The organism is Exiguobacterium sp. s191 (assembly GCF_018618955.1).
Classification (GTDB): Bacteria; Bacillota; Bacilli; order Exiguobacteriales; family Exiguobacteriaceae; genus Exiguobacterium_A; species Exiguobacterium_A abrahamii.
The window spans coordinates 934,534-956,927 of record NZ_JACSNC010000001.1; the positions used below are offsets into that span (position 1 = coordinate 934,534).

Here is a 22,394-nt window from a genome sequence, read left to right on the forward strand (position 1 = left end):
AGATGATTCAGGATAAAGTCGTCATCATTACAGGGGCATCAAGCGGGATTGGGGAAGCAACCGCTAAAGAACTTGCAAAACAAGGCGCAAAACTCGTTCTTGCTGCACGCCGGGAAGAACGTTTGCAAGAACTCGTCAAAGCCGTTGAAGCAGAAGGTGGTCAAGCCGTCTATCAAGTGACGGACGTCACGGATCGCGAACAAGTCGACGCACTCGCTAAGCTTGCGAAAGACAAGTTCGGCTCAGTTGATGTCATCGTCAATAACGCTGGATTGATGCCACTATCACACCTCCATAAGAATCAACAGGATGAATGGAATACGATGGTCGACGTCAATATCAAAGGTGTTCTCCACGGAATCGGAGCCGTCCTGCCGTACATGCGCGAACAAAAAAGCGGACACGTCATCAACATCTCGTCCGTCGCAGGTCACGAAGTCATGCCGTCGAGCGCCGTCTATAGCGGTACGAAATTCGCCGTTCGCGCGATCACGGAAGGTCTCCGCAAGGAAGAATCGGTCGACAATCACATCCGTGCAACGATCATCTCACCGGGAGCGGTCGATACAGAACTGAAGGACCATATCTCGGATGACGAGATCAAACAAGGGATTGGTGACTTGAAAGCGATCGATGCGAGCGCGATTGCGCGTGCCATCGCCTATGCCGTTAACGAACCAGAGGATGTCGCGATCAACGAGATCCTGATTCGTCCAACGGCTCAACGTTAATTATTTGTAGATTTGTAGATTTGTAGATTTGTAGATTTGTAGATTTGTAGATTTGTAGATTTGTAGACAGGACCCCTCATTAGCCAAACAGCTAACGAGGGGTCCTGTTATGTTTAGAGTAGTCGCTCCGCGATGAGCTGGTACGACTGCAATCGTTTTTCTTGATCAAAGGCATTGTTAATCAGTAAAAATTGATCCGTTTGATAACGCGTTGCTAATGCCTCAAGCTCTTGCGCAACGACATCCGGTGTTCCGACAATCGTCCGTCGGCGATCTTTACGAATCCGTTCCGCTTGCACGTCATTCCAGACCTTTGCTTCTGTCGTCGTAAACGACGGAACGATCGAATTCCCGAGTCGGACGCCTTGAATCCAAGCATCTTGCGTCCGAGCGAGCCGTTCGGTCTCTTCTTGTGTCGGAGCACAAATGACGAAAACACAGACGATGACGTTCTTCCCACCTGCCTCGCGATATGTCGAGAGCGTCTCTTCCCAACGATCCGGATTGATGAAGTGACCAAAAACGAGACCAAGATCTTGTTCTGCTGCAATTCGCGCACTACGTGGCGACAGACCAAGGATCGAAATCGGTGACGGTTGACGGTCACGCGGTGTCGTCTTGACGATCCGGTATGGGTGTCGATTCGATAAACCGTCTGTTAAGAAACCCGCCGTTTCATTGACGAGTCGACTAAACTCAGCTGCCCGATTTTTCTCTCCATCCGTCAACGCAAGTCGTGTCCGTTCGCTCCCGCCCGGAGAGTTACCGATCCCGAGTTCGATCCGCCCCGGATAAAACGCATCAAGCGTCGCAAAGCTCTCGGCGACTTTCAGTGGATGATACTGCGGCAACAACACGCCACCTGAACCAAGCTTGATTTTTGACGTCTTCGCACCCATTCGGGCGATGAACAACTCCGGTGCCGCACTGAGCAACCCGTTCGTATTATGATGTTCCGCGAACCAGTACCGTTCATAACCGAGTCGCTCGGCTTCTAAGACGAGTCGTTCCGTCGCTTCCATCGTCGCTTCGACCGTATCGCCCTCATGTAACGGCACTTGATCCAGTATTCCTAGTCGCATCACGCATTCCTCCTCTACCCTTTCAGTGTAAAGGGTGGAGGAACGGAGTTCAAAAACGAGGCTCAGACTCGCACGAGACGATCTTCGATGATGACGCCATCTCGCATCTCGATCGTTCGGTTCGCCCGTTCTGCGAGTGCCGGATCGTGGGTGACGAACAAGACGCCGCAGCCCTTCTCTTCGTTTAATGACCGTAAAAGATTGAAAATGATTTCTCCCGTATCCGTATCGAGATTCCCTGTCGGCTCATCGGCAAGCAACCATTTCGGTTCATGAACGAGTGCTCGGGCAACGGCGACCCGTTGCTGTTGTCCACCGGAAAGTTGCGACGGCAAACTGCCTGCTTTATCAGCGAGACCGACTTGCGCGAGTAACTGCTCGGCGCGTTCTTTTTTATCGTATGGTACTTTCCGACCGAACAGAGGCGCCATGACATTCTCAAGCGCTGTCAGCGTCGGAATCAAATGAAACTGTTGGAAGATGAAGCCGATGTTTTCGAAACGGAAATCGGATAGTTCCTTACTGTTCAATTTATTGATCGGCTTTCCGTCATAATGCAACTCCCCACTCGTCGGACGATCGAGGGTTCCGATCAGGCTGAGTAACGTTGATTTTCCGGATCCTGAAGGTCCAATGATCGAGATGAAGTCACCTGCCTCAAGCGTCACATCGATGTCTTGTAACGCATGTGTCTCGACACCGTCTCCCGAAAATGATTTTCCCATCTGTTTGCATTGAAATGTTCCTTCCATATGTAAGCCCTCCATATATTCGTGATAACTTACTATTCAAGAATTTATTGGGAATTCCTTCTAAATGAGAGGAAATAAAAAACAGCATTCTTGAGGAACAAGAATACTGTCAAGAAACACGTGGTTGAATGGAGACGAAATTTTTACGATAGACGAGTTCATACGGTAAGACGAACAATAGGCAAGCGAGAGCCGTGAATTGGATCATGCTACCGAATGGTGGTAACGGAGACAATGACGCATCATGCCACGCTTCATATAGACCGATGAATAGAAATAAGACGACAGCACTCGTCGTCACGTAGATGAGTAGACGAAGGGTTAACGGATAGTGGCGAACAATCCACAACATTGGTAAACCAAAGATAAAATAGGATAACGTCATCGCAAACGTTCCGAACTGATAGACGATCTCAAAGTCGATCGTCGTCAAGAACGAATACGCTGTGAACGCTAAGAACGAAAGAATCGTCACAACAGCCGCATAACTGATCCAGCGCATACGGTTGGGCTCCTCTCCTGAATGTCGTTCCTGTTCGCGCAATCGCGACAGAAACCGGATATGTACAATTAGTGTAGGCAGTCCGATTTCATTTGTCAATTGTCTTCAGATTGACTTATTCAGTCACTAAACGATTGCACTGGAAGCGGATTCATTGAATAATGGAAAAAATGGACTAGGAAAGTGAGGTTTTACCGATGGAGGACCAATTCACGAATTTTCGTGATCGTTTTGAAGCTACTCCTGATCGCCACGAGGGTCTTTCGTATGACGAGGTCGAGTCACGACTGACGTCTTCGAAACAAGCAGCCCTCGCTTGGATGGAACAGACAGGCGGAGAGCCGAATGTCGTAACCCTTGATGGACGATTCGTCATCGTCGACACTGTCAAAGAGAGTCCGTCTGGTCGTCGAAGTGTCTGTTTGGACGAATCCGCTCGACTTGGTCGAAAGAAAAATGCGCCTGTCGCAAGTGTCGAGTCGATGATTGAGGCGCTAGAGGTGCACCTCTTAACACCTGAACAGTATCAAACACTGCAGACGCAGTTTTCGTTTGACGAAAAAACCTCCAGTTGGCTAGCGACACCGGACGTGATCCGTCAAAAAGGCGGTGCCCTATACGGAGATCGTCGTTATGAGACGACGTTCATTTATCACAACGGAGTGGATTCCTATTATGCGAGCCGAGGATTTCGTGTCTGCATTGAGCTAGACTAATCAAAAAACACTCTACGATTAAAGTAGAGTGTTTTTTGTAAATTATAGGTAATAAAACCCAATTATGATATGATGGTCGATGAATAGAGGAGGTGGACGTCATATTTGTATTGGGATTGATTGTGGGTGGTCTTCTCATGTTGATCAGTTTCCGGTTATTCCGCCAGCAACAGCCGGATACGATCGCATTGTGTAAAGATATCTTCTACGTGTTCGAAGTCCAGCCGGAATATCGGTTTCGTTATATCAGTCCTTCCCTCGATGACCATATGGGGAAAGGCGTGACAGCAGCCAGCTACATGGATCCGGACGAGTGTTTCGCACGGATTCATCCGGAAGACATCGAAGTCTTGATGTCGAAGATTTCGGGCGATTGTGACTACGATCAGCCGTTTCGGCAACGCTGGCGGACGAATGACGGGACGTACGTCTGGTTCGAAGAATATGCGACACCAATTCGCGAAAATGGACAGATCGTTGCCATCCAAGGAGTGATCCGTAACATTGACGAGCAGTTGAAATCACAACAGGCATTGCTCAATCAGTACCGGATTGATACCTTGACACGTCTTGGGAATCGTCATGCCTTCAACGAGGCTGTCCACAGACTCGATCAAGAGAAGACGGCGTATGGGGTGATTCTGCTTGACTTGAATGAACTAAAAGAGCTCAACGACCGGTTCGGTCACGCGGTCGGTGATGCCTTGCTTGAACAAACAGGACTTTGCATCCGCCGCTTGACAGACCATGGCTACCGGATCGGTGGTGATGAATTCGTCTTGATCGATGAGAGTCCGTCGATTGAGCTGTTCGAGGGATTCGTCGAACACGTCCGCTCGACGTTCGAGACACACGAAATCGGGCTCGCAATCGGCGCCGTACATACGACAACAGGACGCCGTGTCGACGACGTCCTGCATGAGGCAGATGAGCAGATGTATCAAGAAAAGATGAATGATCGCTTAAGTCGTCAGCATGGATTGATGCGCTTGAAGCAATAAGGTGTTGAAGCGTTCCGGTTGATCGAGATTCGCCGTATGCCCGGCTCCCTCGACTGGTAAGACGATGACGTTCGGCACGTGTTCCGCAACGAACGCGGTTGCGTCGACTTCGTATGTTTCATTCGTTCCGTTTAGGATGACGACCGGTAAGGTGATCGACTGCAGCATCGTTTCCGTTAATGCCGGAAAACGGAACGTCATCAAATCGAGGACTGCCCGCGCTGTCGTTTTCCAGGCAGGACCATGCAACTGTTCGAACTGTTCGGCAATTTCCGGTGCCTGCTGTTCGAGGTCGAGGAAGAACTCTCGTTGCTTGCGCATCAGCGGTTCCATCGCTTTAGGAATGAATGGTGAAAAACCCGTGATACATATCCCTTCGAGTTCGTCCGGTGGATCGAGTGCCAGTTGCATCGCAAGCGTTGCGCCAAGCGACAACCCGAGAATCCATCCTGGACCTTCCTGTGCCATCCGTTCGCGGATGGCACGTGTTGCTTGTGATAAGTAATCTTCCGTTGCCGGTTCCGTCGTCATTCCGTGACCAGGCAGATCAATCGGAATGAACGTAAAATCATCCGCTAAAGCAGATAGCTGTGGTGCAAAGTGTGTTGCTGCCGTTCCCATTAAACCATGTAGTACATACATACGTGTCATACGGTAAACTCCTTAAATTGATGTAGTGTCAATATCGCGTCTACGATGACGTCCGGACGATCGCGATGCATCAGGTGTGATGTTCCCGGAACGAACGTCACGTTCGCCTGATAGGATAGATTCGCCTGTCGCTGAATCAATTCCTGCCATTTTTCTTCCATCCGCTCCAGTTCGTCTTTTGGAAAACCAGCAGCGCTCATCGTTTCGATCGACTGCGCTTTGTCCCGTCCAAGAACGGTCAACGGAATACCGAGATCGCGCATGCGTGGTTGAAGATCTTTCGCATCACTTTTCCACTGCGAGATAATCGCATGCATCGACCGGTAATACGCCGGGTTCCAATCCGTGCGGTCATCCCCGTCCGGGAAACGGTCACGTAAATCAGTTGCTTTTGATAGTTCTTCGAACCGATCGATCCAGACAGCGTCATCCCCTTCTCGGTCGAGCACTGGTGTATCAAGCTGATCGAGTTCTGCTAAATCAATGGACGTCGCATCCACGAGGACGAGACCGGCGACGCGTTCTGGATGATGTAAAGCAAAAGCTTGAGCGACGAGTCCACCATAGGAATGACCGACGAGTGTGACTGGAGTCGTGATATCTATCACGTTAAGGAACTGGTCGATTTGGCGTAAGATGCCAGTCGTCCCGTCGATGTAATCATTCGACCATTCGTGCGGATGAAAGCTGACGACGCGGTAGTTCGGTGTCAGTTTAGTCAGAATGTCCGCCCAGTCCTGATACGTCCCACCGAGCGAGGGTAGGAGTAACAACGGTCGACCTGTCGAACCGTCATCATAATACGTCACTTGTTTTCCCTGATGCTGCATAATTCGTTCCATTATAATCACTCCTCTATACTTTGAAAGATGGTGTTTACCTTGATTCGTGCCCTATTATTTGATTTAGACGAGACGTTACATGACCGGTCCGGTTCTCTTCCCTATTTCCTTCGGGATCAGTATCAACGTTTTCGTGAAGTTGCGCATGTTCCGATCGACGACTACATCACGACTTTCTTATTGCTTGATCAAGAAGGACGCGTCTGGAAGGACGTCGTCTATGCCGAAATGATTCGTCGCTTCCAATTGTCGCTTTCTGTTGAAGTACTGCTACAGGACTACGTGACGCGTTATCCGATCTTCGCACGGAGCTTTCCGGGAGTCGACACCTTTTTTGCGCAATTACCGCCTGATCTACCCATCGGCTTACTGTCGAACGGTCGGACGACGTTCCAACGTGCCGTCTGTGACGCAATCGGACTGTCTCCCTCCTTTACGCAGATTGGGATTTCGGATCAAGAAGGCGTCCGTAAACCGGATCCGATATTTTTCCTTCGCTTAACGGATCGTTTAGGTGTTCGCCCGGACGAAGTCCTTTATGTTGGCGACAATTACGACCACGACATCTTACCGGCACGCGCCCTCGGCATGCAGGCGATTTGGAAGCGCACAGGCGATGTTCCATTGACTGACACGCAATTTTCGGACTGGTGCCAGTTACCTGCCCCACTTCAAGACCTGATACGAAAGGAGAACCAGCCATGACGGAACAGATTCGCCGTTTCCAACCTGACGATTTTGAGCAGATTCATCGATTGAACGCATTAGAAGGGTGGCAGGATCTCGTCGCTGATCAAGAGCGGACTCGCAACGCGTGGATGAATGCAAATGCCGCTTTCGTCCTTGAGTCTGACGGAGAAATCCTTGCCTATGTCCGCGCTTTAACGGACGGTTCGGTGACGACGTTCGTCTGTGAGCTCCTCGTCAGCCGAAACGCACGCAAGCGTGGGTACGGACAACAGTTACTCGATCACTTGCAACTTACCTATCCGACGCGGATCGATCTCCTAGCAACTCGTCAGTCTGCTTCTTTTTATGAACAACAAGGATTTCGTGCTTTCCATGGTTTCCGTAAATCACGATGAAGCGAGTGATTTCGAATAACTCGTGCTCGTCACGCTGTAGCCCATCGATTGATAAAAGTGATGGGCTGCTTCGCGTTCTGGTCGATTACCACTGTTCAGTAAAACGGCAGTTGCTCCTCTTGCATGCGCCCAGTCTTCCGCTGCTCGGATCAAACGGCGTCCAATTCCCTGCCGACGATATTTCGCGTTGACGACGAACGCGACGATTCGGACATAGGTCGTATCATGCTCGAACGCTTGCGCCTGAAACAGACCGACGCAGCCGAGAAGCATATCGTCGTCTTCTAACACAAGCAATTCATAATCCGGATGACGGGTGACCCGCGAAAATCGTTCGCGTAAGACGTCCTCGCTTGCCGGATAACCAAGCTGCGTCATCAATCCGACCAATTGTGGTAGATCGTCTGTTGTCCAAGACCGGATGGTCATATTTCTCTCCCCCCCTTATCGTGTGGGCGACAGAATCATCACCCGTTCTCGACCCTCTTCCTCACCGACGACCAGTACGTGCTCAGATACCGGATCGTCCTTGATTTGATAGACGGTAAATGCATCGAGGTTCGACGCAAAATCAGATGTGTCTTGTTCCAGTCCCGTATCGTTCAAGACATCATCCGTAACACCAAGTCGTTTCCCTTTCAATTGTTGCCAGTCTAAATTCGTCATCTCTTTTGCTACTTTGTAAAACTGTTCATCATAATACATGCCGACCCTCATCGATTGCGACGATTGCTCGGGAACGGTCTCTTGTAAGGAACTGAAACCGATGATCGTCAGACCGGCAGCAATGCAAACAGCTTGTACCGAGCGCCGGCGCCGTTTCGCTTTGCGGATACCTTGGATTGTCCGTTGCCTGACGGATGACGGTACGTCAATCAAGATTTTTGGCTCGTGATTCATAGACTCATCCCCTTCTGTCGTCGTACTTTCTCGAGTGCGCGGTACAACGTGCTTTTGATCGTACTCAGTGGCACATTGAAGGTTTGCGCAATCTCTTGCAATGACAAATCTTCTTCATACCGGAAGTAGACGATTGATCGCTCGGTCGGCTCGAGGACATCCAGTAAATCGTCCAAGTACAAACGATCGACGAGACGCTCTTCAAACGACGTCGTTTGACTCGGTTCAATCGCGAGCGGCTGAAACGACGCTCGATGTTGCTGGAAAGCGCAATTCATCGTGATGCGCGTCAACCACGTCTTAAAATACGAAGCATCCCGTAAACTCTTTCGTCCACGCCATGCCCGGTACGCGACCTCTTGGACGTTCTCAAGCGCTGCCGCCTCCTCTTTCAGATAAATGAAGGAAATACGGTACACATAGTCTTCTTCTGCGAATAAAGCTGCTTCAAAAGCAGCGTCGGATAATGCTGCACCTGACTTTCGAAACACATCTGCATCCTCCTTTTTTGCAATCACTCCCCTATTAGATACGCGACACGTTTAAAAAGTTTCATTTTTTTCAAATTTTTCTTATAATTCCCTTTTCTTGCATGAATGAATTCGATAGGATGGGAAACAGAGAGGATGATGAACGTGTACAAGAAACTCACTGCTTTACCGGAGCTTATGCATCTCGAAGGGGCGGTCTCCATCCACCAGCAAGGTGAAATGATCTTTAGTCATGCTAACGGATTCGCACATCGGAGCTACCGTATATCGAATACAGAAACGACGCGCTTCGGAATTGCCTCTGGTGCAAAACTCTTCACGGCGGTCGCCATCTTACGGTTAGTCGAGGCAGGAAAGGTTGCACTCGACGAACGCGTCGCGACGATTCTACCGGACATAGGAATCGATCTAGACGGTGTGACCGTGCATCATCTGTTAACCCATACGTCAGGCATCGGTGATTATTTTGACGAAGCGACGATGACCGATTTCGAGGAGGTCTTTCAAGATTTCCCGATGTACCGTTTGCGTCGTCCCATCGATTTTTTACCGTTGTTTCAGGACCAAAAAAGACTGTTCATTGCAGGCGAACGTTTTCATTACAACAATGCGGGATACATCCTGCTCGGTCTCGTGATCGAACAATTGACGAAACAACCCTTCGCGGATTACGTGACGAACGAATTATTCGCTCGTGCGCAAATGACACAGTCTGGTTACTTCCGACTCGACTCGCTACCGGCAGATACAGCCATCGGGCACATCGAGAATGAAGACGGAACGTGGCGAACGAATCACTATGCGTTACCGATCATTGGCGGACCTGATGGCGGCGCCTTCCTCACAGCATCAGACATGGAACGTTTTTGGCGAAGTCTTCTGACGCATCAGTTGCTGTCCGAATCGATGACTACTCAACTGTTTCATCCTCACGTCAAAGTCAACGATATTGCGTCTTATGGTTACGGCGTCTGGCTGAAACGACTCGATGCCTCGCACGAGAAATGGCACATCATGGGTTACGACCCGGGCGTCAGCTTTCATTCCGCCTATTATCCACAATCGAATACGATCGTCACCGTCTTATCGAATACGTCTGACGGAGCCTACGCGCTCGTTCAGGCCATCGAACTACTTTTACTTGAGAAAGGAATCCATACATGAATCTTTATATCGCTTCTCGCTTTGATCACACGTTGACCGTCCGCTGGCTCCGCGATGAACTCCGCTTGCGTGGACACGATGTAACATACGACTGGACGATGAATGATCGGGCAGAGGATCCCGAAGCATTACGAAAGATTGGTCTTGCTGAATTCGAAGCCGTGCAACAAGCGGACGCCTTCGTCCTCGTGTTACCAGCAGGAAAAAGTAGTCACGTCGAACTCGGGATTGCGCTCGCGACGAATCGCCCGATTTACTTATGCATGCCGGATGCGACCTACTTCACCGGACCATTGGCCAGTACGTTCTATCATATCGGACGGACGACCTCTTGCTTCGGAACGAAAGAAGATTGGCTCGCGCAGATTCTCGCCGATCGCTTACCGGAAGAACAACTGACGTCATGAGGACCGTCCTGTTGACGATTGGACCGACCCATGCCGGGAAAACGACGTTCGCCCGACAGCTTGCTCAACGTCTCTCATCAAGCCTTGTCATCGATCAGGATCTTCAAGCACGTTTTTTGCTCGAACATTATCCGGACCTCGTTCCAACAGAAGGACCGAATCAGATCAAACATGACTTGACGGGATGGTTGATCGAACAGGCAATCACGTCTTCCGTTGAGACGATCATCTTATGTAATGCCAACACCACGCAGACCGGTCGGAAACAATTATTAGATCCATTCTCCCGTTCGACGTTCCGCTCGATCCTCGTCTGGTTCGATTTACCCGAAGTGACAATTGCAGACCGACTGACTCACTCCAAACGCGATGGACGAGAGATTCGTGGCGACTCGTCGTACTACGACATCTATCAGCGTCAACGAATCGAGCCGCCAGTTACAGGTGAAGCGGACCAAATCGTTCGTCTTCGTTCGACGGAAGACGTTGACACATTCCTCGACCATGTCACGAATCCGTCGCTTGATGCTCTCTGCGATGCGGTATTGACTGATTGAACAACATGACAATCGTGCGTAAAGCACCCGCTTCTTCATCAACGCATGCAAAAAGACTAGCCGATATGTAACCGATTACAAAAGAAAGAAGGAACACTCATGTCTGAAGAACAACGACTGACTGGTGGAAATGTCTCCGCTGTCTATCAAAAAGGTGAGCATGTCTATCGCTCACAAAAAGAGAACAGCAACAACGTCCAACGGTTATTACGCCACTTAGAAGCTAAACGCCTATCCGGTGTTCCCCGTTTCGTCGGCATCGACGAACAAAATCGAGAGATCCTGACCTTTCTCCCTGGCGAAACGGCCGATTATCCCCTAAAAGCATACATGTGGCATGATGACGTATTGGACGATGTCGCACGTCTGATGCGCCAGTATCATGACGCGACAGTCGACTTCGACGTCTCACCGGACTGGGCACCGTTGCTCAATACCCCGACTCCACACGAAGTCATCTGCCACAACGATTTTGCCGTCTATAATACGATTTTTCAGGATCAAAAACTGAGTGGCGTGATTGACTTTGACCTCGCAGCACCCGGTCCACGTGCTTGGGATATCGTCTATGCGCTCTATACGTTCGTTCCGCTTAGCCGCAGACGACAAGCACCTGACGGATCCGTTCTTGCTTATTCACCAGAGCAAGATGACACACGTTTCGCCAAGCGAGTGAGTCGGTTCCTTGATGCGTATGGCTATGAAGGACCGCGTTCCGAACTGCGATCCATGTTATTGTTGCGCGTCGAAGCCCTCTATCTGTTGATTGATCAAAGAGCTGCGGACGGTGATGCTGCCTTCATCAAGATGAAAGAAGAGGGTCACGACACACATTACCGTGCGGAATACCGTTTCATCGCGGAACATGGGGAGAAGTGGTTCATCGATAAACCCTCGATAAAATAACGTTTGATTCGCTAAGTTCGATGATTAGGATAAAGGAGTAGTTTCTTTGAAAATAATTGATCTTGATTTTCTACTGACGACTGAAGAATACGATCTCGAACTGGATACAATGTCATTAAAGGCGAACGACCATTACGCGATTGATTTCTATTTTTATGGCGCTGACGAAACATTCAAGCTTTTGATTGACGATCCTTCGCGCGATTACTTTTTGATGCGTTTCGAAAAGTACGCCGTTTTCCTAGGAACGTTGCAGGAGCATGGCATCATCGACGACAGACTCCGGAACCCTTATCCGGTCGTGAAGTCAAAAGAATCGATCTTGGGAGAGTTCGCTGCAAAGTATATGAAAACGAAGGAAGTTTATACGGAACGGGGAGACTTGCACTTATTTGCCATCAGGACACATGAACAGGATTTTTACATTTTGTCCTACAGTGATCCAATCATCATTGATCATATGGCGAAAGAGGATTAATTGAACAGCACATGAATATCATCACTTAGTCCTCATGGATACACCCGATTTTAGTTTCAATACGACTCTTAATTCCGTCATTGTCGAAGGAAAGGCAGATGCCTTTGCCGAGCGAATCGTCAAAGACGTTTCCATTCCTTGGAATGTCGATATGGATGAAGCAACAAAGAAACATGTCGTGCATCTCGTCAACAGCCATGAAGTATCACAACTCGACTTCGTTGTAGGTAACGAAAAAAAAGAGATTCCTCGCTGGAGTAACTACATGTTAGGGCGTGATATCCTCAATCATTATTTTGAGTTGCATCCAGATCAGTCCATTGCTGACTGGACCTATACGAATCAAACAGATATCTTAAAAGGATACAAGTATCAAAAGATTCTTGAACAATGAGGTGCTTTCATGAAACACACATGTCCCGTCTGTGGATATGACCGAATGGACGACGTTGCTTATTATGAAAATGGTGACGCTTCGTTCGAACTTTGTTCTTGTTGTGGCTTTCAGTTCGGAGTAGACGATGATGTCGAAATCGAGGACGGTATCTTCTTATCAAGAAGTGAGACACACGACTTGTATCGTGCGAACTGGCTCAAGGAGGGTGCTAAAATCTTTAGTGATTATGCCTTTGAGCGTGGTCAAGCAAAAGACGAACCTTTAGCGCGAACAGTACTGGAGAGTCAATTACAAAACCTCTAAGTCATAACGAAAGAATTAAACACAAAAATTATGGTAGCTAAGAGGGATATGTGATGTTGATTCAAATAATCGGTATCTTTTCAATCATCTTTATACTTTGCTTAATTTTTACAAACCAACCATTGAAAAGAATCATTGTCGTTTTATTCGCAAGTTCTATCATCATTTTCGTTGCACGTATTTTAACGACACAACAATCGATTGCAGAAGCGTTTTTTAATTCGTTTGGCTTTTTAACGCTTTTAGCATTCGTGATAGTCATTATTCAGCTTTATAAGAAGCAGTCCATCAAAAAAAAGTAGTCCATAACATGAAATCAAAGACCTTCACGACTACAAGCAAAAAAAGCAATAAAGCGCGGAATTTCACGAGAGTCTCGTGTAAGTCCGCGCTCCTTTTTGTCTGTCATCATTCTCGCGTCTCGTGCGCCATCAACATAACGGTCACGATTGCTCCTTGATCTGGATGATTCTTAATCGTCAACTCACCGTCATGTAAATCGATGATTCGTTTAACGATCGATAATCCAAGACCATGTCCTTCATTCGCTCGTGACTGTTCGCCTTGATAAAAGCGATCGAACACGTACGGTAAGTCCTGTTCTGCGATTCCTGGTCCTTCATCGCGAATCGTGACACGAATGTTCTTTCCTTCACTTAAGGTCACTTCTAACACTCCCGATTCCGGCGAATAACGAATCGCGTTCTCCAGCAGATTGAGCCAGACGTGCTGCATCAGTTCCTCTTCCCACTCGACGGACACTTCCGGTAAATCGAGCTCCAGTCGAAGTGATTTCTCCGTCCATTGTCGTTCCAGTAGTAAAAGACATGTCCGAAGTTGTTCGTCGAGGCGATACCGTTTCCGCTCGATGATCGTCTGATGATCAAGCCGCGACAAGCGGACGAGATTTGACGTCAAGCGTGATAGACGGGTGCTCTCTTGCTCCATGATCCTCAAGTACTGCTGCCGTTTATCCGAGTTTTCTTCTGTCTGTAACAATTTAGAAAATCCTTGAATCGAAGCAATCGGTGTCTTCAACTCATGCGAGATCGAGGCGACGAGATCCTTTGCGAGATGGTCGTTTCGTCGCAGTGCTTCGGTCATGTGGTTGAAGTTTTCAACGAGGAGCGCGACCTCATCATTTCCACCTTCCTTGATCGAGACATCATAGTTCCCGTTCGTCACTTCGATCGCCGCTTCACTGATGCTACGAATCCGTCGTGTCACGAGCGTAACGGCAAGCCACGTCAGGATGAAGGCGACGCCGATCGTGATGACGATACCGATCCCAGCTGACGTTCGTAATCCGTCAAGGATGCGTTGTCCGGCAATCGGTGTCGAGACGAGATATCCTGTCTCTGTTTGGCGAATGTATTGCGACGGTTCGAGCCACGTTCCACCGATCGTGATTTCACCCTTTTGCTGTAACTGGTCACGTTCTGACGACGATAATGATTGTACTTGATTGAGCGACGTGTATTGTGTCGTTTGAATCAAAGACTGATCCATATACTGACTCGCCTCAGCGAACGACAGGTTTTGGTCTTGCATCAATCGTTCAATCTGATCCGTTCGTTGTTGCAATTGATTATTTAGGTCTTGATCGACTTCTTGGAACTGGAACCAGATCGTCATGATGAACGGTAACAGCAGTGGTAGTAACAATAAACCGAAGAGGATGACGAAAAAGCGACCAGAGATCGAGCGGACGAAGCGTTTCACTGGATCACTCCCTTATAACCGAGTCCCCAGACCGTCTCGATCGTAAAATCATCATAGGCGCTGAACTTGTCACGCAACCGCTTGATGTGGACATCGACCGTCCGACTGTCGCTCTCGACATCATATCCCCAAATTTCGTCCATCAACTGCTGACGCGTAAAAATCTGCTTCGGATGTGCCAGCAAGCGATAGAGCAGTTGAAACTCCTTTTGTGGTAACGGTATCTCACCATGAGGCGTTACGACCGTCGCGTCCGTCATCCGTAGTTGCAGGGCACCTACGATTAATTCTTGCGCTGCTACGATCTTTGACCGTCGTAACAGAGCTCGGATCCGAAGTAACAGTTCGTCCAAATCAACCGGCTTGACCATATAATCATCAGCACCGGTCGTGAACCCGGCTTCCTTATCCTGAAAGGAATCCAGCACCGTCAACATCAAGACAGGTTGTTCGTATCCTGATTCACGCAGCAACTCAACCAGTTCGATCCCTGAAACGTGCGGCATCATCACATCCGTCACGACGAGGTCGACGTGTTTCTGATCGAGTTGGTCGAGTGCGTCTTTCCCGTCTCTCGATTCAATCACCGTAAAGCCGGCGGACCGGAGTGTCTCGCCTAATAGTAGACGGACATTCCGGTCATCTTCGGCAATCAAAATCGTTACCATCGTCCTCCTCCTTCACTTAAACATTTCGTAAGGCTTCGATCGGATTCAAACGAGATGCCTTTCGCGCTGGCATATAACCGAACAAGACACCGACACCGATCGAGAATCCGGCGGCAAGCAGAATCGTGCTCACGGAGAGTGTGAACGGTGTACTAATCATCAGACTGACGCCAAATGCGAGCATCGCTCCGACAAGAATGCCGATCACTCCACCCATCAAGGACAGCAGAATCGATTCCAAGAGGAACTGAAGGCGGATCGTACGTGGTTTCGCACCGAGTGCTTTACGTAAGCCAATCTCCGTCGTTCGTTCCGTGACCGAGACGAGCATCATATTCATGATGCCGATCCCACCGACGATTAAGGAAATCGACGCAATACCCGTCAACAAGAGCGAGAGCATCGTATTGATTTGGTCAATCGAATCGAGGGCTTCATCCAAGCTGACAACGTCATACGTATCGTCGCGTCCGTTATAGAACTGGTACAGCTTTGCCGAGACATCCCGTTTGACGGTCGCGACGTCTGCCGCGTCCGTCTTGAAGACATCCACTTGCTTAACGGCTGTCACCCCAAGCGTCCGCAGGGCTGTCGTATAGGGAATGACGATTTGATCGCCATCCGCGTCACTGACACCGACGATCCGGTAATCGAGTCCATCGAGCTTGATTGTCTTACCGATCGCGACCTGACCCGGATAGAGCGTCCGGGCGACGGACGGACTGACGACGGCGACATGCGTCTGTTGTTTCACATCACTGATGACGATACCACGTCCTTGCGGGACATCTTCTGATTCCCGGTAATAGATGTGGTTTCGTCCTTCGATCGTCACTTGGTCGAGCGTGTGATTTTCGACACGGACGTCCCGGACCGTCGAAACGGTCGGTGAGACACCGCGTGTTCCTTTAATCGTGTTTAACTCTTCCAGTTGTGCAGGTGATAATCCTTCTTTCAACGGCGTCTCTGTCGTTTGGACCGTTAATTTATTGGCACCGAACGACGCGACCTCTTCGTTGATTGAGGCCGTCGCGCCGTTGACGATCGAAATTAAGGCGATGATCGATGCGACACCGATGATGACACCAAGCGTCGTCAAGAACGACCGCATCTTATGATGCCAGATATTCGACCATGCCATCCGTAACGTTTCGCGAATCATGTCGTCACCTCCGTCACCTGACCATCCTCGATCCGGATGATCCGGCGGGCTTGCTTAGCAATATTGACATCGTGTGTGATCATGATGATCGTCTTCCCTTCCTCTGAGAGGCTCTCGAACAACTCCATGATTTGTTTCCCTGTCTTTTGATCGAGCGCTCCGGTCGGCTCATCGGCGAGTAAGATCGTCGGTCGCGTCACGAGCGCCCGGGCAATCGCAACCCGTTGTTGTTGACCACCGGACAGTTGACTTGGTAAGGCATCGGCTTTATCTGTCAATCCGACACGTTCCAGGAGCTCAAGCGATCGTGCGCGGCGCTCTTTGCGCGAGACGCCGGCATAGATGAGCGGTAATTCGACGTTTTGTAAGACGCTCATGCGCGGTAGCAACTGGAACTGTTGAAAGATGAAGCCAATTTCTTCATTGCGAATCGTCGCTAGCTGATCCTCGGATAGATCGTGGACGAGCTGCTCCTGCAAGCGATAGACGCCGTTTGAAGCGACATCGAGGCATCCGATGATATTCATCAGCGTTGATTTTCCTGAACCCGAAGGTCCGAGGATCGTCACATATTCACCAGCCTCGATCGTCAGCGATACTCGATCGAGGACGATGTGACGATTGGTTCCTTCGCCGTAAGATTTTTGGATTTCTTGCAAGTCAACGACCGGCATCAGGACGCACCTCCTGGTGGAGTCGGAAGAAGACCGGAACCACCGTCTTCACTCGGCAGGAAGACTTCGTCTCCGGCGGACAATCCGTCCTTGATTTCAATATCCTGTCCGTCCGTCACGCCCGTCTCGATGTATTGACGAGTCGTTTCCCCGTCTTTTTTCACATACACATACGGACGATCCGACTTCGAATACGAAATGACATCGAGCGATAAGACAGGTACATCTTGTGCGAGTTGATATGGTAAACGTCCCTCGACCGTCATGCCGGGTAACCAGTTTGACGAGCTCGGTATCGACACCTTTGCATTGAAATACGTACTTCCATTTTCCGTCACAGCTTCCGGACTAATCGATTCGACCTTCCCGTTGATGGTTTTATCAGATGCATCCGTCTGTAGTTCAATCGCATCTTCAACTTCAATCCGTTCGATATCTTGTTCATCAATTTTCAGACGAGCGATCAACGCTTTGTTGTCTGCAACAACGAAGAGGACGGTATTCGGGGCATAGGCTTCGCCTTCCGTGACGTCAAGACGAACGAGTTGTCCGGAGCGAGGTGCCTTGAAATCTTCTCCTCCTTCGACGCTGATGATCGTTTGACCTGATTTGACGGTATCCCCTTCTTCAAATCGAACGTCGGTGACACGGACATCACGATCACTGATGACCGTCTGTCGATCTTTCGCTTCAAGCGTGCCTGAGAAGTAGAAGAATGTTTTTAATGTCTTCGACTCGACGACCTCCTTCGTTCCTTGTGCTTCTCCTCGTCCTAAAAAGAGCGTGGAACCGATTAATAGGAGTACCAGGATGACCCCTCCACTGATCCATAACCATTTCTTGCGTGTTCGTTTCATGTTAAATGCCTCCCTTGATTGGTGTTAATCCGATCATAAGGAGAAGTTATGAACCAACTATGAACAAATGTAAAAAAAGTGGTTTGGTCAAAAATAAAAACGCAATAGACAAAATTTTCTAAAAATAATACACTGAACATAACCAAATTATGTAAAAGGAGTGGTCATATGGATATTACCTTTCAAGATATTTCGCATACATTCGAACGAAGCGGTATCCGGACCGACGTCTTGCATCAACTAAACGGTCAGTTTTCGCAAAGTGAGGTGACGGCACTCGTCGGTCCATCCGGGTCTGGAAAATCAACGTTCCTGAGTCTCCTTGGTTCACTCGATCGCCCGACGTCCGGTCAGATTCTTTATGACGGACAGGACATCACGTCTTGGAAGAACAAACGGTTATCGCAATTTCGCTCGCAAGAGATCGGCTTCATCTTCCAGCAGTTTCACTTATTACCGGCACTGACGATATCTGAGAACTTAAAGGTCGCCTTGTTAAAGCAAAAGACATCCTTCAATCAAGAGGAGCGGATTCTCGAGTTACTCGAACGGGTTGGGCTCGACGACAAACGGAATGCTTTACCGGCTCAATTATCCGGTGGTCAACAACAACGGGTCGCGATCGCCCGTGCCCTGCTCCATCATCCGCAATGGATTCTCGCGGACGAGCCGACCGGTAATCTCGATTCCGTGACCGGTGACGCAATCTTCGAACTGTTACTGGAGCTGCATCGTGAAGCCAAGTGTGGCGTTTTATTTGTCACACACGACTTGGAACTCGCCGAACGTGCTGACCGGATTCTCTTCATGCAGGATGGACGGATCGTCGAAGATCGCCGGAAGCGCACGGTGCAAAGTGTCTAAGTACTGTTAATGAGGAGGTGTCCCGCGATGCACACGTTTCGCGCCAAATTAATCACGAGCTTCATCGGCTCACTCGTCGTTTTTCTGTTGCTATCGGTATCGACGCAGTCCGCGTATGAAGCGTTTCAGAATGCGGACTTCTCGGAACAGGAGACGACGATCGTGCGGGGATGTAATCATAATGACTTATCCAATTTATTCTTCACAAAAAATAGTTGTAATTTCGATGACAAAATCAATGAGCTAGAAGACGGCATCGATTTAGGTGAGTCCGATGAACAAAATAAAAATACGGGTGGAACACCACGTGATCGAAAAGTAAAAAATCTCCCTCCGCTTTCGTTAATGAATATCGTAGAAAGTACGTCTTCTTCCAACAAACTTCTAATCACCGCTGTACTTTTACTCATTGCTTTCGTAGGATACCGGATTCTTCGTCGTCGGCGACGTTCATCACAATCACGAGAATCTGAAAGTGAAGCAAACCATTGGGTCCAACCATCTCCTGAAAGTTATGTCCAACAAGCAAACCTTCAATCGATGCTTACTCCGCCTGAAGAATCATTGCGCCTGATGCTATTTGATTTTAATCAACGCTTACCACGTGCCCTCAAGCGGCGAAGCCATGAATCGTTGACAGACTGGACGGAGCGCATTCATCTGGTGACGCCACTCTCCCCTTACTTCGTCACCCGCTACGCGGCGCAAGCAGAAGCAGAAGCACTCGATGCACAAGCGATTCACCATTTCGAACAAGATCTTGCACATTATTTAAAGACGCAAATCTCCCAATAATAAGCAAAGGAGACTACATATGCTTCGTTTCGTCATCAATCACTGGCGCCGGCAGCGCGGGAAATTTATCCTGACGCTCGTCGGTGCGCTCATCATCAGTGCCGGACTCAGTTTGATGTTCAACTTGACCGACTCCAGTCAAGGAACGGTCGAACAGACATTACAAAAAAAATGGGCGTCTGCCTATGACATCGTCGTGCGACCGAAGGGAAGTCAACTTGCAAGTGAGTCAAATGATTTACTTGAACCGAACTATTTGAATGGAATCGATGGTGGGATTTCCTTCAAACAATACGAAACCATCAAAAAAATGAACGACATTGAAATTGCGGCACCCGTCGCCGTGATGGGTTATGCAAGCATCAATGTTAACGTTCCGAAGGTCTTAAAATTCCAAAAAGAAGACGGAGTATATCGGTTAACGACGCAAGAATACGATGACTCGGGTATTAAAAAAGAGCGCCTTTATGATCAGTCCTATCATATTGCCCAGGGATTAAAAAATCCTGCTCCAGAAAAGAAAACATTCTCTACCAGACCGATACAAGAGTTTTCGAATCTTACGATGAATCACCTGACACTTCTCGTTGCAATCGATCCAGACGCAGAAGCTAAACTTGTCGGACTAGACAAGAGTATTCTTAAAGGTAAAAATTCACGGTATTTTAAAGAAACGGACCAATATCGTAAAGGAGGAAGTGATGGCTCATTCCATACCATCCCAGTCATCATCGATCCCGATGCCGTGAGTCGCGGTAATTTTTCATTTAAAGTCGAAAAATTAAAGGTACCTTTCTCGACTGCCAAAGAGCAACACTCGTTTATCAATCGTCTTGCAAAAGAAGATCTGCACAAAACGTCGTTTAATTCATCTTTAAATGACTACCCAGCAAAAGTTCTACAGAAGGAAACAGTTTCCGTCATGGATATGCAACGTATTTTTCTAAATTCATTGAATGGAAAAACGACACGATTCATGAATCGTGACGCTACTGGTTCCACTGAGGTAGGTCTATTCTTTAAAACGAGTCCACTAAAATACAAGTCTACTAAAAGTCCCTTTCCTACACGCTGGTCCAATGCGTATGCCGTTGAAACAGCTCCAACAAAATTAAAAAATTGGAGTTTTTCTGAAACTAATGTCCCTACATTCGGTTATCGCTCGATTCAATCGACGGGCAAAAAATTTAACTCGAAAGATCCGGGAATGCTCCCTTACGTCGTACCTTATTTTTCGATGAACATCATCGGACAATATGATGCTGACAACATTCAGGTTTCAAAAGATCCGTTAAATCAGTTACCGATGGAGACGTACAGACCGTCAACGGCTGATTTAGTTCTTGACGAAAAACAACAACCGATCAATCCAGCTCGAAAAATTCAATCGTCTGGAAACCCGGTCGGACTACTGACAAACTCACCGCATATTCTAACAACACTTGATGTTGCAAAAGAGACATATGGTGAAAAATCGATTTCGTCGATTCGTCTAAAAATCAAAGGGGCTTCGACCGTCAGTGAAGAGTCAGAACAATTACTCCAAGACGTGAAGCAACAAATCGAGCGAGAAACTGGCCTCATCGCTACGATCACTAAGGGTTCTTCCCCACAACCCGTCGTCATAAAAGTCGTCGAACAAGGCAAGACACTCGGTTGGATTGAACAACCATGGGTTCATATCGGTGCTGCGATGACAATCTTCCGAGAGACGAGCGTTGGGTTCTCCGGTGTTATCTTCGCGATGCTTGCTGTCGCGATCGTCTATGTCCTCGCGACGAGTTATGTTTCGATGCTCGCCCGCCGGAAAGAATTCGCTGTCTTACTCGCACTCGGCTGGCGGACGAAGGATCTCTACAAAATAGTCTTGATCGAGGCGGTAATCCTCGCCGGATTCGTCTCGACGATTGCCTTGATTGTCGAAGGAATCTTCTCAATCGTTCGGAGCGAAGCGATGAACGGCTGGAGTCTCCTCTGGATCACGCTGTTCAGTCTCGTCATCTACCTGGCTGGTGCGACCTGGTCGGCGTGGACGATCCGTCGCATCTCACCATACGAAGCGATCAAGACCGGTGAATACGCGAAAGCGGCTCGTGTCGGACTGAAACTTCGTTCGACCGCGACACTCGCACTAAAAGAACTAATCGGGAAATGGAAGCGGAACAGTTTGTCGGTCCTCTCGATTGCTCTACCGACGGCGCTCTTGACGTTCTTCTTATTCGTGACGTTCCATTTACAGGGTGTTCTTTACACTTCGTGGCTCGGTCAGTTCGTTGCCCTGCAAGTCGGTCCGATGCATTACGTGACGATGGGTGTTGCGATCACGATCGCTATCTTAACGACGGGTGAGATCATGTGGCAAAACGTCACCGATCGTAGGGCATCGCTCGCCGTCCTAAAAGCACTCGGCTGGACGAACGGCGCAATCCGACAGTTGATCGTCCTTGAAGGCTTCCTCGTCGGTCTCATCTCCGGAGTCATTGGACTGATTGTCGCCTACTCGACGATTTACGTTTTATACGATCTTGTTCCCTGGAATGAGCCGTTGTTGATTGGCGTATCGCTCGCCCTACCGATTCTGTTCGGTGTCATTGCAGCCTTCATCCCAGCACAACTGGCAGCACGTGTTCAACCGTATCAAGAACTGAAAGATGCATCTTAATATTTGGCGGAGGGGCAACAGGCGT

Annotated in this window: 28 protein-coding genes and 1 pseudogene; 15 read left to right on the plus strand and 14 right to left on the minus strand. The window is 48.7% G+C overall.

Annotated features, from left to right (window positions below; all coding sequences use genetic code 11):
* Nucleotides 1-2 precede the first annotated feature (2 nt).
* A complete protein-coding gene (locus KNQ09_RS04985) occupies nt 3-731 on the plus strand; it encodes an SDR family oxidoreductase (RefSeq protein WP_214857668.1) in 729 nt (242 codons plus the stop codon).
* A 113-nt stretch (nt 732-844) separates the two neighbouring features.
* On the opposite strand, the gene KNQ09_RS04990 is transcribed toward KNQ09_RS04985, so the two are convergent.
* The 3 genes from KNQ09_RS04990 to KNQ09_RS05000 all read right to left on the minus strand — a co-directional run bounded on the left by KNQ09_RS04990 (nt 845) and on the right by KNQ09_RS05000 (nt 3,067).
* Nucleotides 845-1,813: an LLM class flavin-dependent oxidoreductase gene (locus KNQ09_RS04990; protein WP_214857669.1), complete on the minus strand. Its 969-nt coding sequence runs from the start codon at nt 1,811-1,813 to the stop codon at nt 845-847.
* A gap of 62 nt (nt 1,814-1,875) precedes the next feature.
* Nucleotides 1,876-2,565, minus strand: coding sequence for an ABC transporter ATP-binding protein (locus KNQ09_RS04995; protein ID WP_050677982.1), 690 nt, complete (start codon nt 2,563-2,565; stop codon nt 1,876-1,878).
* A gap of 109 nt (nt 2,566-2,674) precedes the next feature.
* Nucleotides 2,675-3,067 carry a hypothetical protein gene (locus tag KNQ09_RS05000; RefSeq protein WP_050677983.1) on the minus strand — a complete coding sequence of 131 codons (393 nt, stop codon included), beginning with the start codon at nt 3,065-3,067 and terminating at the stop codon, nt 2,675-2,677.
* Between the two features lie 197 nt (nt 3,068-3,264).
* On the opposite strand from KNQ09_RS05000, the gene KNQ09_RS05005 reads away from it, so the two are divergent.
* Both KNQ09_RS05005 and KNQ09_RS05010 read left to right on the plus strand, forming a co-directional pair.
* Nucleotides 3,265-3,783 carry a DUF4256 domain-containing protein gene (locus KNQ09_RS05005; protein ID WP_214857670.1) on the plus strand — a complete coding sequence of 173 codons (519 nt, stop codon included), beginning with the start codon at nt 3,265-3,267 and terminating at the stop codon, nt 3,781-3,783.
* 137 nt (nt 3,784-3,920) lie between these two features.
* The gene (locus KNQ09_RS05010; protein WP_214857671.1) at nt 3,921-4,784 is read left to right on the plus strand and encodes a sensor domain-containing diguanylate cyclase; all 864 of its coding nucleotides are present in this window, start codon (nt 3,921-3,923) and stop codon (nt 4,782-4,784) included.
* Here the strand turns inward: KNQ09_RS05010 and KNQ09_RS05015 are convergent.
* A complete protein-coding gene (locus KNQ09_RS05015) occupies nt 4,746-5,435 on the minus strand; it encodes an alpha/beta fold hydrolase (protein ID WP_214857672.1) in 690 nt (229 codons plus the stop codon). The genes KNQ09_RS05010 and KNQ09_RS05015 overlap by 39 nt on opposite strands.
* Nucleotides 5,432-6,277 carry an alpha/beta fold hydrolase gene (locus tag KNQ09_RS05020; RefSeq protein ID WP_214857673.1) on the minus strand — a complete coding sequence of 282 codons (846 nt, stop codon included), beginning with the start codon at nt 6,275-6,277 and terminating at the stop codon, nt 5,432-5,434. Before KNQ09_RS05020 ends, KNQ09_RS05015 begins: the two co-directional genes overlap by 4 nt.
* 39 nt (nt 6,278-6,316) lie before the next feature.
* On the opposite strand from KNQ09_RS05020, the gene KNQ09_RS05025 reads away from it, so the two are divergent.
* Nucleotides 6,317-6,982 carry an HAD family hydrolase gene (locus tag KNQ09_RS05025; RefSeq protein ID WP_214857674.1) on the plus strand — a complete coding sequence of 222 codons (666 nt, stop codon included), beginning with the start codon at nt 6,317-6,319 and terminating at the stop codon, nt 6,980-6,982.
* On the plus strand, nt 6,979-7,362 hold the full coding sequence (locus tag KNQ09_RS05030) for a GNAT family N-acetyltransferase (protein ID WP_075642370.1): 384 nt from the start codon (nt 6,979-6,981) through the stop codon (nt 7,360-7,362). Before KNQ09_RS05025 ends, KNQ09_RS05030 begins: the two co-directional genes overlap by 4 nt.
* On the opposite strand, the gene KNQ09_RS05035 is transcribed toward KNQ09_RS05030, so the two are convergent.
* From KNQ09_RS05035 to KNQ09_RS05045, 3 genes are read right to left on the minus strand one after another with little or no spacing between them, the layout of a single operon-like run.
* Nucleotides 7,354-7,791, minus strand: coding sequence for a GNAT family N-acetyltransferase (locus tag KNQ09_RS05035; RefSeq protein WP_214857676.1), 438 nt, complete (start codon nt 7,789-7,791; stop codon nt 7,354-7,356). The genes KNQ09_RS05030 and KNQ09_RS05035 overlap by 9 nt on opposite strands.
* Before the next feature lie 15 nt (nt 7,792-7,806).
* Nucleotides 7,807-8,262 (minus strand): hypothetical protein, encoded by a 456-nt coding sequence (locus KNQ09_RS05040; protein ID WP_214857678.1) that lies wholly within the window; start codon nt 8,260-8,262, stop codon nt 7,807-7,809.
* Nucleotides 8,259-8,753 carry a sigma-70 family RNA polymerase sigma factor gene (locus tag KNQ09_RS05045; RefSeq protein ID WP_058713127.1) on the minus strand — a complete coding sequence of 165 codons (495 nt, stop codon included), beginning with the start codon at nt 8,751-8,753 and terminating at the stop codon, nt 8,259-8,261. The genes KNQ09_RS05040 and KNQ09_RS05045 overlap by 4 nt, the downstream gene beginning before the upstream one ends.
* A 138-nt stretch (nt 8,754-8,891) precedes the next feature.
* On the opposite strand from KNQ09_RS05045, the gene KNQ09_RS05050 reads away from it, so the two are divergent.
* The 7 genes and pseudogenes from KNQ09_RS05050 (at nt 8,892) to KNQ09_RS05080 (ending at nt 12,965) form a co-directional block, all read left to right on the plus strand.
* Nucleotides 8,892-9,917 carry a serine hydrolase domain-containing protein gene (locus KNQ09_RS05050; protein ID WP_483299313.1) on the plus strand — a complete coding sequence of 342 codons (1,026 nt, stop codon included), beginning with the start codon at nt 8,892-8,894 and terminating at the stop codon, nt 9,915-9,917.
* Entirely contained in the window at nt 9,914-10,324 is a 411-nt protein-coding gene (locus KNQ09_RS05055) for a toll/interleukin-1 receptor domain-containing protein (RefSeq protein ID WP_058264981.1), read from the plus strand. Before KNQ09_RS05050 ends, KNQ09_RS05055 begins: the two co-directional genes overlap by 4 nt.
* Nucleotides 10,321-10,881 carry an AAA family ATPase gene (locus tag KNQ09_RS05060; RefSeq protein ID WP_214857680.1) on the plus strand — a complete coding sequence of 187 codons (561 nt, stop codon included), beginning with the start codon at nt 10,321-10,323 and terminating at the stop codon, nt 10,879-10,881. The genes KNQ09_RS05055 and KNQ09_RS05060 overlap by 4 nt, the downstream gene beginning before the upstream one ends.
* 99 nt (nt 10,882-10,980) lie before the next feature.
* On the plus strand, nt 10,981-11,787 hold the full coding sequence (locus tag KNQ09_RS05065) for a phosphotransferase (RefSeq protein WP_214857682.1): 807 nt from the start codon (nt 10,981-10,983) through the stop codon (nt 11,785-11,787).
* Between the two features lie 46 nt (nt 11,788-11,833).
* Entirely contained in the window at nt 11,834-12,265 is a 432-nt protein-coding gene (locus tag KNQ09_RS05070; RefSeq protein WP_214857684.1) for a hypothetical protein, read from the plus strand.
* Between the two features lie 19 nt (nt 12,266-12,284).
* A pseudogene (locus tag KNQ09_RS05075) lies at nt 12,285-12,659 on the plus strand (DUF2268 domain-containing putative Zn-dependent protease); the annotation flags it as partial.
* 9 nt (nt 12,660-12,668) lie between these two features.
* Nucleotides 12,669-12,965, plus strand: coding sequence for a hypothetical protein (locus KNQ09_RS05080; protein WP_214857688.1), 297 nt, complete (start codon nt 12,669-12,671; stop codon nt 12,963-12,965).
* A gap of 61 nt (nt 12,966-13,026) precedes the next feature.
* Here KNQ09_RS05080 and KNQ09_RS05085 read toward each other — a convergent pair whose 3' ends face one another.
* From KNQ09_RS05085 to KNQ09_RS05110, 6 genes are all read right to left on the minus strand, one after another.
* Nucleotides 13,027-13,227 (minus strand): hypothetical protein, encoded by a 201-nt coding sequence (locus KNQ09_RS05085; RefSeq protein ID WP_214857689.1) that lies wholly within the window; start codon nt 13,225-13,227, stop codon nt 13,027-13,029.
* Nucleotides 13,228-13,373: 146 nt separating this feature from the next.
* Nucleotides 13,374-14,687, minus strand: a complete 1,314-nt coding sequence (locus tag KNQ09_RS05090; RefSeq protein WP_214857691.1) for a HAMP domain-containing sensor histidine kinase — start codon at nt 14,685-14,687, stop codon at nt 13,374-13,376.
* A complete protein-coding gene (locus tag KNQ09_RS05095; RefSeq protein WP_214857693.1) occupies nt 14,684-15,355 on the minus strand; it encodes a response regulator transcription factor in 672 nt (223 codons plus the stop codon). The genes KNQ09_RS05090 and KNQ09_RS05095 overlap by 4 nt, the downstream gene beginning before the upstream one ends.
* A 16-nt stretch (nt 15,356-15,371) precedes the next feature.
* A complete protein-coding gene (locus KNQ09_RS05100; protein WP_149427415.1) occupies nt 15,372-16,517 on the minus strand; it encodes an ABC transporter permease in 1,146 nt (381 codons plus the stop codon).
* A complete protein-coding gene (locus tag KNQ09_RS05105; protein WP_133207334.1) occupies nt 16,514-17,191 on the minus strand; it encodes an ABC transporter ATP-binding protein in 678 nt (225 codons plus the stop codon). Before KNQ09_RS05105 ends, KNQ09_RS05100 begins: the two co-directional genes overlap by 4 nt.
* On the minus strand, nt 17,191-18,048 hold the full coding sequence (locus KNQ09_RS05110) for an efflux RND transporter periplasmic adaptor subunit (RefSeq protein ID WP_133207335.1): 858 nt from the start codon (nt 18,046-18,048) through the stop codon (nt 17,191-17,193). The genes KNQ09_RS05105 and KNQ09_RS05110 overlap by 1 nt, the downstream gene beginning before the upstream one ends.
* 168 nt (nt 18,049-18,216) lie before the next feature.
* On the opposite strand from KNQ09_RS05110, the gene KNQ09_RS05115 reads away from it, so the two are divergent.
* From KNQ09_RS05115 to KNQ09_RS05125, 3 genes are read left to right on the plus strand one after another with little or no spacing between them, the layout of a single operon-like run.
* Nucleotides 18,217-18,912: an ABC transporter ATP-binding protein gene (locus KNQ09_RS05115; RefSeq protein ID WP_214857695.1), complete on the plus strand. Its 696-nt coding sequence runs from the start codon at nt 18,217-18,219 to the stop codon at nt 18,910-18,912.
* A gap of 27 nt (nt 18,913-18,939) precedes the next feature.
* On the plus strand, nt 18,940-19,707 hold the full coding sequence (locus KNQ09_RS05120; protein ID WP_214857697.1) for a hypothetical protein: 768 nt from the start codon (nt 18,940-18,942) through the stop codon (nt 19,705-19,707).
* Nucleotides 19,708-19,726: 19 nt separating this feature from the next.
* On the plus strand, nt 19,727-22,369 hold the full coding sequence (locus KNQ09_RS05125) for an ABC transporter permease (protein ID WP_214857699.1): 2,643 nt from the start codon (nt 19,727-19,729) through the stop codon (nt 22,367-22,369).
* Nucleotides 22,370-22,394: the final 25 nt, after the last annotated feature.